This is a genomic window from Labrys monachus (assembly GCF_030814655.1).
Lineage (GTDB): Bacteria > Pseudomonadota > Alphaproteobacteria > Rhizobiales > Labraceae > Labrys > Labrys monacha.
In genome coordinates, this window is record NZ_JAUSVK010000001.1 from 4,408,197 (window position 1) to 4,419,808 (window position 11,612).

The following is an 11,612-nucleotide window of genomic DNA, read 5'->3' on the forward strand; positions in this document are numbered from 1 at the left end:
GATCTCCGTAGCCTGTCAGGCAAAGGGAATCACCCCTTCCTTGCCCATCGGTTCCTCCGGCGGCCCTTTTCTCACGACGAACGACCAGAAATTGGAGACGCCGCGCACCACGCGGGCGGCAAAGCGCTGCCACGCCGGACGTGCTGGAACGGCAGGCCGGATCATCGCCGAGGGCAAGGCATCCGCCCTGCCCTGCACACCAGCGAGGATGCACTCCTGGATACACGCTGCTGGAACGATCTGATGGACCGCGAGGCGGCGCATGACAGCACCGCGCCGGTCGAACATGACGGAATCGACCGGCAGATCCATCGACTCCGTCATCTTCATGAGAAACTCCGCGGCCAATCTCGAAATCAGGTAACCTCCTGTACCCAAGTTGCTGCCGCCCAGACGATGGAGATGCCGGTCACCCACCGAGGTAATCGGAACGAGACCGAGAGAGCCTCGCTGCATCAACGTTTCGAGCTTGATCAGGTCGATTTGCGGTGGGATCCAGCTCTCGTCGAAAAGGGCTGCCACATCGTTCCCGAAATGGACATCATCCTCGAAGACGGCGAGCCACCGGTCGTCGCTGTCGAGAAGCAGTTTCCACGCCTTTCGATGGCTTAGTGCACAGGCTATATCTGTATCCGAGACCGGAGGCCGCAAGCTATAGCGTCTCCTGTGCCTTGATATAAGTTCTCTATTTTCCGGATCCCGACCGTCGACCGCCTCGACACGTTCGATCCGAAAGCCGCACCCTTCCGCCAAGGTCGAAATACGTTCAAATCGCCGGGTTTCTTTTTTTAGATTGATGACGACGACACGCATTTCGTGGAACCCCTACCCGAACACCGTTTCGTAGCGGCTTGGACAACCACCCGCAAGTCATATTTGGCACACTCACAGCAACTGAATTTTGTATATTCATTTAGTTAAATATAGATTGACCCTGTATTGCCGAGACTATCTGTGCACAATCATCAACATCGTAAATTGAGTTTGAGTTTCGTTCCGAAATGGCATCAAAAAATCAATATATGCGAAATATATTGCTCCGCCTCAGCTGTATGTTTGTCTCTATCTACAATACACAAACCCAGCCAAACTCTCGCCACAATCTATCGAGAAAGGCCCGGCTCCCGCTCCGCCGCCGGCGTCTGCGATTTATACAGATGCATCGCCGCCGGCTCATTGCCGCACCGGCGGCCACCTCCGATGCATGCCAAGCGTGGTCGTCGTCACATCCCTGGCAGACGACGCATCCTCTGATTGTGTCCTGAATTCCGATGCTTGCGATGCGTGCAATCGGGGCCGGTCAGGCAATCTTCAACCCATGGACCGCCGCAGCCCGCTCTCCGATTCGGGCGCCGAGGCTCGCCCGCAGGCAGCCTCCAGCACATGGGAGGCTTCAGTATTCCTGTTCGTAGTAGATGCCGCCCTGGGAACCTTCGGTCCCCGCCTGGCCGCGCAGCTTGAGGTGCTTGGTGACGTCCAGGTTGATGGTGGCATCCGTCTGCCCGCCGGCGCCGGTGGTGACGCCGAGATAGACCTTGTCGGTGATGTAGCGCCCGGCCTGCACGGCGGCGTTGCCGCTGGAATCGGTGACGACACCGAGGGAATCGAGCCCGGTCGACTTGCGGATGCTGCCGAGCAGGTCGGGCCCGGACGATCCGCCCGCAAGCTGCGCCACCGCGGTCGCCAGCTGCACAATCTGCAGCGGCGACAGGTCCTGGATGCTGTGCCCGAACAGGAAATGCGCCATGACCTCGTCCTGCGGCAGTTCCGGCACCGAGGACAGCACGATCTGGGGGTCGGAGGCCTGCCCCGTCACGCGGGCGGTGACGGCGATCGAACTCGACTTGGTCGTGGCGACGAAGTCGATCGCCGGGTCGAAATCGCCGGTCAGCGTCACCCTGCCGCTGTCGAAGACGATGTGCTGGCCCACCACGTCGAGGGAGCCGCGCCGCAATTCGAAGGCACCGACCGGAGACAGGTTCGAGACCGGCCCCTTCAGGGCAAGACGGCCGCCCAGTTCCGCATCGATGCCGCGCCCGCGCACGAAGATGCGGGCCGGCGCGTCGATGACCAGATCCACGAGGATGTCCGGCCCGGCCGCAGCCTTGCGAGCGCCCTTGCCACCCTTGCCGACCTTGTCGACGATGTGGGCCCGGGCGAGGGTGCGCGCGACTTCGGGCGGCGGCCTGAGATGCTTGACACCCAGCATCGCGGCGTTGGCGGCAAAGCGCTCGGGGATGGTGATCTCGGCACGCTGCACGGTGATCCGCCCGCCCAGCGCCGGCCGCGACATCAGCGGCCCGCGCACCGTCATGTCGCCGCTCACCACGGCGGTGGCGAGATCGCCGTCCGAGAGCTTGGCGTTGCGCAGGGTGATCGCGAGGCTGGCGTCGAAATCGGGCTTGAGCGAGACGGAGCCGCTGAGGCCGATCGTGCCGTTGCCCTGGGTCGCCGCCCTGAACTGCGTGATCGTCGCCCGCTGCCCATCGAAACGGACGGCGCCGGCGATGGCCGTCAGCCGCATGCCGCTGTCGGGATCGGTGAAGCTGCCATTGGCGATGGTTGCCTGCCCGGTGAGGACCGGCGCGGCGATCGAGCCGGCCGCATTGCCGCTGACGCTCAGCGTGCCCGTTACACGCGCGCCACGCTGGCTCAGGAGGGCGTTGGCGACGGCCAGGGGCGCCGAACCCTTGACGGCGACCGAGAGGCCCGGTCCGGACAGCGGCACCTGGCCGCCGGCCGTCACCGACAGGCCGCCGCCCCCGCTGAGGCTGGACTGGAAGGTGACGATCTTTGCGGCGTAGCGGCCGTTCGCGGAAAGCTGCATCGCGGAGAGGCCGAGATTGCGCAGGGCATTGGCGCTGAGATTGCTGCCCTTGGCCTGGAATTCCGCAACGGGATCGGCCGGCTTGCCGGAGAGCTTCGCCGTCGCCGTCAGCGTCCCGCTCGCGCCGAGGCCGGGCGAAGCGAGGTTGGCGAGGGAAAGGGGCAGCTGGTTCACCGCCACGTTCATGGCCAGCGCCTCGCCGACCGAGCCGTCGACCGAGACGGTGCCGCCCTGCCCGATCCTGAGCACGGCCCTGGGGATGGTGATGCCGTTCTTGCGGCTGGCGACGGTCACCGGTGCCTGCAGCGAAGCCGAGATGCCGTCCTGCTGGACGCTCAGCGTGTCCAGCCGCGCATCGAAACCGTCACCGGCCGGACTCAACGAACCCGACAAGGCGAGCCTGCCCCGGGGCATGACGCCCTGGACCTGCAGCGCGGTGACGTTGGCGGCGCTCTGCCGCGCGCTCGCCTGCAATTGCCGCAGCACGAAGGATGCGACCTGGACATTGCTGGCATTGGCACTCCCGGAGAGGCCGGGCACGCCGCGCAGATCCGTCCCCGCGAGGTCGATATCGGCCGAGCCGATCGAGACCGTCTCGATCCGAAGCGCCTTCGCCTGCGCCTTCACCGCCGCGTTCTGCCGGGCGCCGTCGATCGACAGGGTGATGTCGGCCGCGGCGGAACCGGAGGCCCGGACGAGGAGCAGGGGCGCGATCGCGGCCATGTCGGGCACGGAGGCCGTGAGGTGGCCGCTCGCCAGCCCATCGGGACGCAGAGCGAGGTCGCCGGCGAGATTGGCGGCGCCCGCATTGGCGGTGAGGCCGGTGATCTCACGCGTTCCGTCGGCGCCGGTGGCGATGCTGGCGCCCGCCTTCACCGCCATCTTGTCGAGCAGGCCCGAGAGCGAGAAGGTCCCGTCGACAGCGGGGCCGGCGACGGTACCGGAGAAGCCCGCCTTGCCGTCGCGGAACGGCTTGCCCTGCAGCATCAGCCTGTCGGCGGTCAGGTCGGCCTGGATCAGCGGCTTGTCGGCGTTGCCCTTGAGCGAGGCGGTGAGATCGACGGCCCCGGAGGCGCGATCCGTCACCAGCTGGATCTGGGCGAGATGGGCCTTGGCCGCCAGATCCACGGTCTTGACGCCGTAGAGCCCGTCCACCGACGTGCCGAACTGGCTGTTGCGGAGCTCGACCCCCTTGAAGTGGATGCCGTCGCGGTCGCGCGACACGCCGCCGTTCAGGGTCGTCTTCCCCGCCAGCAGGGCATCGACCCGGGCGTCGCCGATCGCGACGTCCGTCGCGCTGCCGTCGAGAGCGAGGGAGAGCGCACCGCCCACCAGCGCGACGTCGCCCCTCGCCTCGAGATCGGTCCTGCCGCGCAGGTCGCGTCCCGCAAGACCCGAAAACACGGAGATGTCGGGTGTCGCCAGCGTATAGGTGCCGCTGAGCGTGCCGCCCTCGATCCTGCCGGCGAAGCCCGCTTGCAGGGCGGAGGCGGCGAGACGCACGCCGTCGATCACCATGGGCTGGCCGGCCTGCCATCGGCCGGCGGCGGTGAGGTCGAGCGACGTCCCGAGAGCACGGGCGACCGCCGGGTCGGTCGAGGTCAGGCCCTCGCCGTGGCCGTCGAGCTTGAAAGTCAGGCTGCGCTTCTGCGCGTCGGCGAGGTCCTGCGCCTCGCCGCCGGCGGAGATGGAGGCGCTGCCGGCGCGCAGCGTGCCCGCCGCCAATTGCTTCAGGTCGAAACTGGCCTTCCACCCGCCATCGCCGAAATCGGCGGTCAGCACGGCGCCGTCGATATGGGCGCCGCCCCCGCCGGGCAGGAGGATGGCATGGCGATCGGCGGCACCGATCCGGGCATCGAGCTTCAGCGCCGTCGGGAAGGCATCGGCCGACAGCGCGCCGGAAAGCGCGAGGTCGAGGACGCCCGACCTCACGGTCGCATGGTCGAGGACGTAGCCGCCGCCGGCGGCCTGCGCCGCGACGATCGACAGGCTCGACTGCCCCCTGACGAAATCCGCATAGGCCGGATCGACCAGCCGCTCCAGCGAGCCGCCGACATTCGCATCGAAGGCGAGGCCGTTCGGCCCCTGCGTCACCGTGGTACGGCCGCTCACCAGCTTGGTGCCGTCCGCCGACAGGGCGATGTCGGCGGCGAAATTGTCGATCGGGCCGGCCCCGACGATGGTGAAGCCGAGCGACGGCTTGCCGGGCACGTTGAGGAGATTGCTCAGGAAGCCGCCATGCGGCTCCTGCAGCGAAAGATCGAGCGAGAGGCGGCGCGAGGCGTTGTCGAAATCGGTCGTGAACGACAGCTTGCCGCCCGGCGGCTGAACACGCACGATGTTGAGGTCGGCATGCAGCTTGCCGTCGGCAAGGAGGGCATCGCCGCTGACGTCGAGCGTCGTCTCGTCGCCCGCGAGCGCGGCCGAAAGCTTGACGACGGGCACTGCGAGCTTGCCGAGCTTCACCGATACGGGCAATTGCGGCAGGGAGAAGCCCGAGTTCGCCGGCTGCACGCCTTCGGGCGGATTGGGCCTGCGCGTGATCTCGATCGAGGCGGCCTCGAGCTTGTCGATGTCGAGCTTGCCGGTGAGCAGCGCCAGCCGGCTCCAGACGAGATGGGCGTCCCGGATGGTGAGCCATACGCCCTGCCGGTCGGCGATGGTGATCGAGGAGAACGTCACGTCCGACGACAGCACGCCATTGATCTGGCCGAGCGATATCTTCTGGTCGGGCGTCGAGATGGTGTTCTCGACATAGGAGATGAACCAGGACTTGTCGCTGGCGTCGTCGGCGAAGGCCGGCGCAAGGGAGCGGATGCCGAGGGGCGCCGCCACTGCCAGCCCGAGGAGGACGAGCAGCGCCAGGAAGACGGGGCGGACCTTGCGTCGCATCAGAAGCTCTCCCCCAGGCCGATATAGAGGGCGAAGGGCGGCTGGCCGCGTTCACGGGTAAGCGCCCTGGCGATGTCGACGCGGATGGCGCCGAGGCCGGTGTAATAGCGCAGGCCGAGGCCGGCGCCGATCTTGATGTTCTCCGAAAAGTTCGGATAGGCCGAATCGAAGGCGCTGCCGGCGTCGACGAACGGCACCACGCCGATGGTGTCGGTGACCCTCACCCGCATTTCGAGCGAGCCTTCGACCAGCGAGCGGCCGCCGACGATCACGCCATTGTCGAGCTTGGGCCCGAGGCTGCGATAATCGAAGCCCCGCACCGATCCGCCGCCGCCGGCAAAGAACAGGCGGTCGGCGGGCATTTCGTCGGCCGGGGCGCCGACGAGGGAACCGACGGCGGCGCGGCCGGCCAGCACGTAGCGCCCCGCTTGGTCGAAAGAGAAATAGGCGGAACCGTCGAGCCGGCTCACCGCGCCGAAATTGCCGAACTTGGCCTCGTAGAAGGGCTCGAACGTGCCCTTGATGCGATAGCCCTGCGTCGGCTCCAGCTTGTCGTCGGTCGTGTCGTAGGCGAGTTCGGCCGGCAGGCTGAAGAACAGGAGGTCGCGGCGGCCGAAACCGTCCGCCACCTCGTCATATTCGCCATTGACTGCGATCTTGCCCGTCAATTGCTGCGAGAACTCATGAGTCAGCCCGACGCGGGCACGGAAGGTGTTCTGCGCATAGGGATCGTAGACCTCGCGCTTGAAGAGCAGTTGCGCGGTGAGGTCGGTGAAGGGGTCCAGGATGCCGGGCTTCACGAAGGTGACGCCGCCGAGATAGGTGAAATCGCGCGGGTCGGACGAATTGCCGCCGGAATAGGCGAAATTGCGCGAATTGGACGAACCGACGCCGGAGACGGCGGCGTCGAAGCGCAGGCGCTCGGCCTCGCCGAAGAGGTTCCGGTGCTCCCAATAGCCGTTCACGCCGGCCCCGTCGGTGGTGGAATAGGACGCACCGGCGCCGAAGACGTGCAGCGGGCTCTCGGCCACCGCTACCGTCATCGGCAATGTGCCGTCGGGAGCGATCGCATCGCCCTCGACGATGCTGGTGGAAGAGAACACCTGGAGGTGCTGGAGGCGGCGCTTGGCGAGTTCGATCTCGGCGGGATCATAGGGCTCGCCGGGCACCAGCCCGGTCTGCCGGGCGACGAAATCGGGATTCATGTCCCGGGTGCCGGTGACGGCGACGGCGCCATAGCGCGCCGGCCGGCCGGGATCGACGCCGATGGTCACGTTCAGGCGATGGTTGACGTGATCGGCGACGATGGCGCGCGGCAAAGCCCTGGCCTTGGGGTAGCCGAGGCGCCGCCAGGCGTCGACCAGCGCCTGCTCCGATTGGAGCACGACCTCCGAATTGGCCGGCCGTCCGGCGATCAGGCCGAGATTTTCCGGTGTCCTGGTCTTGGGATTGTCGTCGGCGGGCGAGGGAGGCGCCCTGCCCTTCATGACGATGGCGCCGAAGGTGAAGAGCGGCCCGGGATCGACGTTGATCACCACCGGCACCGGGTGCGGCAGGGTGACGTCGTTGCGAATCTGTTCGACGGGCTGCCCGTTGACCAGGATGGAAATGGTGCCGCCATAGCGGCCGCCCGCATAGAGCGCCGCCAGGATGCGCTCATATTCGGCCCGGGCGCGGGAGAGAAAGGCCGGCGTGCTCGGCGGCGGCGTGTCATCCTTGCCGCTGTAGAGCAGCGACGCATTCTGGATCACGTCCTTGAGGCCGCTATTGCCGTCGGCGACGTTGATATCGATCTTGTAGGGCTGCGCATCGGGCGAGGCCGGCTTCTTGTCGCCCTCGAAGAAGGTGTAGCCGAACAGCTTGAAGGCGGCGGCCGGTTGCGGCGCCACGCCGGCCAACAGCGCCGTGCCGGCCACCGACAAAGCGAGGCTTTTCACGAATCGTGGACGGGCCAGGCAGGAACGCAACCGGCTTGACGGCTGAGCCTTGACCTCTGTGCTACCCCTCGCCATCCAACAGCGCCCTCGCTATGCTTCGCCGCGGGAGCGCTGTCCCGAGGCGGAACTCTACGCGAAAGGGGACGGATCCATCAACCCGGAATCGTATAACGTAGTAAACGACGCCGCAAATTCGCGGTCGTCGCTGCTATTCATGAATTATAAACTTCTATTTTTGCGAAATACTTACCTTCAAATATACCACCCCGAAGGACCTATACCGCCCTGCCGCACAGAAAAATACAATCTGAGTAAAATTGATAAGGCTATATTATCTATATTATCGGAACCCAGCTGCACTATGGCCCCGCCGGCCGAGGCCATGCCCCGCCGCGATCGTATCGCAGCGAAAGCGGCGCGACGGACGCCGGGCTCGGTCAGCCGGCCTTCGGATAGGTGTAGTCCAGAAGCCGCATATTGGCGTAGCCCTCGTCGCCGATGCGGGTCCACAGCAGCGTCTGCTGACGGAACGCCAGGTAGGACGCCGCGATGCGCTTCGTCAGGTCGTCGCCGGTGTCGATGATCTCGCTCAGCACCTGGCCCGAGGCGGAACCGAACGCCTTGAACACATCGGCCGGGAACTGCTTGAGCATCACGCCCTGCTGGGTCACCGCCTGGGCGATCGCCGCCGGGGCACGCGCATTGTATTCGGCCTGCGCCCGGGCATTTTCCTCGGCGCAGGCCACCTCGATGGCGATGCGGTGGGTGACGGGCAGCGCGTCGAACTTGGCCCGGTTCACCTGCAGCTGCAGCCCCGCGCAGGGCTCCTGGAAGCCGGGCCAGTAGCAGAACTTGGCCTCGGCCTGGAAGCCGAAGGCGATGTCGTTCACCGGCCCCATGAACTCTGCCGCATCGAGCTCGCCCGACTTGAACTTCGGCAGGATCTGGCTGCCCGGCAGCAAAGCCTGGACGACGCCGAGCTTCGACAGCGCCTGCCCGGCGAGGCCGCCGACCCGGAAGCGCAATCCCTTGAGATCGTCGACCGTGTTGATCTCCTTGCGGAACCAGCCGCCCAGCCGCGCCCCGGTATTGCCGGCGGAAAAGGCCCTGACGCCAAAGCGCGCATTGAGCTCGTCCCACAGCGCCTTGCCCCCGCCGGCATAGATCCAGGCATCCTGCTCCTGCGCGATCAGGCCGAAGGGGATGGAGGAGAAGAAGGCGAGAGCCGGGGACTGCGCGATGTAATAGGCCGACATGTCGTGGGACATCTCGACGTCGCCCGCCATCACGGACGCCATGTTCTGCTGCCCGGGCACCAGTTCGCCGGCAGCGTAGAGCTTCACGGTCAACTGGCCCTGCGTCAGCAGGCCGATGCGGTCGGCGAGGCGCTGCGCCCCGACGCCGGCGCCCGGCAGGTCCCGTGGCCAGGCCGTGACCATGCGCCATTCGACGAGGTTCTGCGCGAGCGCGGGAGCGGCGAGAAGACCGGTCGCGCTGGCGGCGGCTCCGGCTAGAAACGTGCGGCGGGTCGACATCAAGGGTCCTTCGGCGCGGAAAGCTGGAGGCAATTCGCCGGACGAAGCAGGCGAAATGATGAAGTTCCGCGCCGAGGGCAACTCTTCCTTAACCACGATCCCCGGCCTCAGCCGGCCAGCATGTCCCGGTAGTCGGCCGCGGGCGAGGCATCGTCCTCCGTCCGCTTGAGCTTTTCGCGGGCTTCGTCCGCTTCCCGCTGCCGATTCCACATCCCGGCATAGAGGCCGCCGCGCGCGAGCAGTTCCTCATGCGCGCCGCGCTCGACGATCGTGCCCTTGTCGAGCACGATGATCTCGTCGGCATGCACCACGGTCGACAGGCGGTGGGCGATCACCAGCGTGGTGCGGCCCTTCGAAATGCGCTCGAGGGCGTCCTGGATCTCCATCTCGGTATAGGAGTCGAGTGCCGAGGTCGCCTCGTCCAGCACCAGCACGGGCGGCCCCTTCAGGATGGTCCGCGCGATGGCGACACGCTGCTTCTCGCCGCCCGACAGCTTCAGCCCGCGCTCGCCGACTTCGGTCTCATAGCCCTTGGGCATGCGACGGATGAAGCTGTCGATCTGGGCGAGCCCCGCGGCCTCCTCCACCTCGGCATCGGTCGCATCCCAGCGGCCATAGCGGATGTTGTAGCGGATGGTGTCGTTGAACAGCACCGTGTCCTGCGGCACCATGCCGATCGCCGCGCGCAGCGATTTCTGGGTGACGTCGCGGATGTCCTGGCCGTCGATCAGCACGCGGCCGCCATTGACGTCGTAGAAGCGGAACAGCAGGCGGGATATCGTCGATTTTCCGGCCCCCCGACGGCCCGACGATCGCCACCGTCCGGCCGGCCGGCACGTCGAAGGACAGGCCCTGCAGGATCGCCCGGTCCGGGTCGTAGTTGAAGACGACATTGTCAAAGGTCACCCGCCCCTGGCTGACGACGAGCGGCTTGGCATCCGGCCGGTCCTTCACCTCCGCATCCTTGTCCAGGAGGTCGAACATCGTCTCGATATCGGTGATGCCCTGCTTGATCTCGCGATAGGCGAAGCCGAGGAAGTTCAGCGGCGTCAGGAGCTGCAGCCACATCACATTGAGCAGCGCGATGTCGCCGACGGTGTTGACACCCTTGGAGACGCCGAAGCCGGCGAGGACCAGCGATACCGTCATGCCGGCCATGAAGATCACGCCCTGGCCGATATTGAGCCAGGTCAGCGTGATGTAGGTACGGATGGCGGAGTCCTCATAGGAGGCCATCGCCCGGTCGTAGCGGGCGAATTCCCGTTCCTCATTGCTGAAATATTTGACGGTCTCATAGTTCAGCAGGCTGTCGATCGCCTTCTGGTTGGCGTCCGAATCCGATTCGTTCATCTCCCGGCGGATATTGATGCGCCAGTCGGTCGCCTTGATGGTGAACCAGACATAGATCGCCGTCGTCACCAGCACGATGAAGGCGTAGCGCCAGTCGAACTGCAGCAGCAGCATGCCGAGATAGAGCACCAGCACGACGATCGTCGGCAGGATGTTGATGGTGGCGAAGCGGACGATGTTCTCGATGCCGGTGCGGCCGCGATCGATGACGCGCGACAGCCCGCCGGTCTTGCGCTCGAGATGGTAGCGCAGGCTCAGATTGTGGATGTGCTCGAAAGTCTCGGTGGCGAGACGCCTGACCGCATACATGAACACGGCGGCGAACAGTCCGTCCTTCCACTGCGAGATGGCGGTGTTGAGCGTGCGAGCGACGCCGTAGGCGACCAGCATGGTCAAGGGGAACCCGGCCAGGACGATCGCCAGCGTGTGCCCCGTCAGTTCCCTGCCCCCGCCGAGAGCGGCGAGCCCGTCCGTCGCCCATTTCAGCGTGTAGGGCACCACGAGGTTGACGACGTTGGTGAGCAGCAGGAGCACGAATGCCCAGACCACCCGCATGCGCAGGTCGGCGCGGTCGCGCGGCCACATATAGGGCCACAAATGCTTCATCGTCTGGACGAAGGCGCCCCGGTCGGCGCTGACGCGCTTGGGAGTGGCGGCGGTCTTCGGGGGCTGGGCGGCAATATTGGTATCGGGGGGCATGAAAGGGCTTTCGGCGGGCGGGCGGGCGGCGCGCCCGAATCGGCAATGGATGGCAATGAAACGGAACCGGCGCGGCCGGAGACGAAGCCCGCCGGCCCGGCGGCAAGCGGCCGGACCGAACGCTGCCCTGCGGCAAGCCTTGGCTCACCAGGCCCAGCAGGCCTCTCCCGCCGGAGCATGACGGATTCAGGTCGAACCGCGGAGCCCGTCATGCCGGCTGAAGCGAAGCGAAAGGCCGGAACCCTTAACCGCACCATCGGCAGGACGGCGTTCATGGATTCCGGGCTCGCCCTTCGGGCGCCCCGGCATGACGATCGCGATTCGATCCGAACGCATCACGCTTTAGTTAGGTTCGGGGGAGCGCTCCTGCAA

General features: G+C 66.2%; 4 protein-coding genes and 1 pseudogene. All 5 read right to left on the reverse strand.

Annotated elements, in window-relative coordinates; genetic code table 11:
* Positions 1-15 precede the first annotated feature (15 nt).
* Positions 16-813 carry a glycosyltransferase family 25 protein gene (locus tag J3R73_RS20165; protein ID WP_307430926.1) on the reverse strand — a complete coding sequence of 266 codons (798 nt, stop codon included), beginning with the start codon at positions 811-813 and terminating at the stop codon, positions 16-18.
* Between the two features lie 580 nt (positions 814-1,393).
* Entirely contained in the window at positions 1,394-5,719 is a 4,326-nt protein-coding gene (locus tag J3R73_RS20170; protein ID WP_307430929.1) for a translocation/assembly module TamB domain-containing protein, read from the reverse strand.
* Positions 5,719-7,656, reverse strand: coding sequence for an autotransporter assembly complex protein TamA (locus J3R73_RS20175; RefSeq protein ID WP_307430932.1), 1,938 nt, complete (start codon positions 7,654-7,656; stop codon positions 5,719-5,721). Before J3R73_RS20175 ends, J3R73_RS20170 begins: the two co-directional genes overlap by 1 nt.
* Before the next feature lie 437 nt (positions 7,657-8,093).
* A complete protein-coding gene (locus J3R73_RS20180) occupies positions 8,094-9,191 on the reverse strand; it encodes a TRAP transporter substrate-binding protein (protein ID WP_307430935.1) in 1,098 nt (365 codons plus the stop codon).
* A 107-nt stretch (positions 9,192-9,298) separates the two neighbouring features.
* Positions 9,299-11,240 (reverse strand): annotated as a pseudogene (locus tag J3R73_RS20185) (ABCB family ABC transporter ATP-binding protein/permease).
* Between the last annotated feature and the right edge of the window lie 372 nt (positions 11,241-11,612).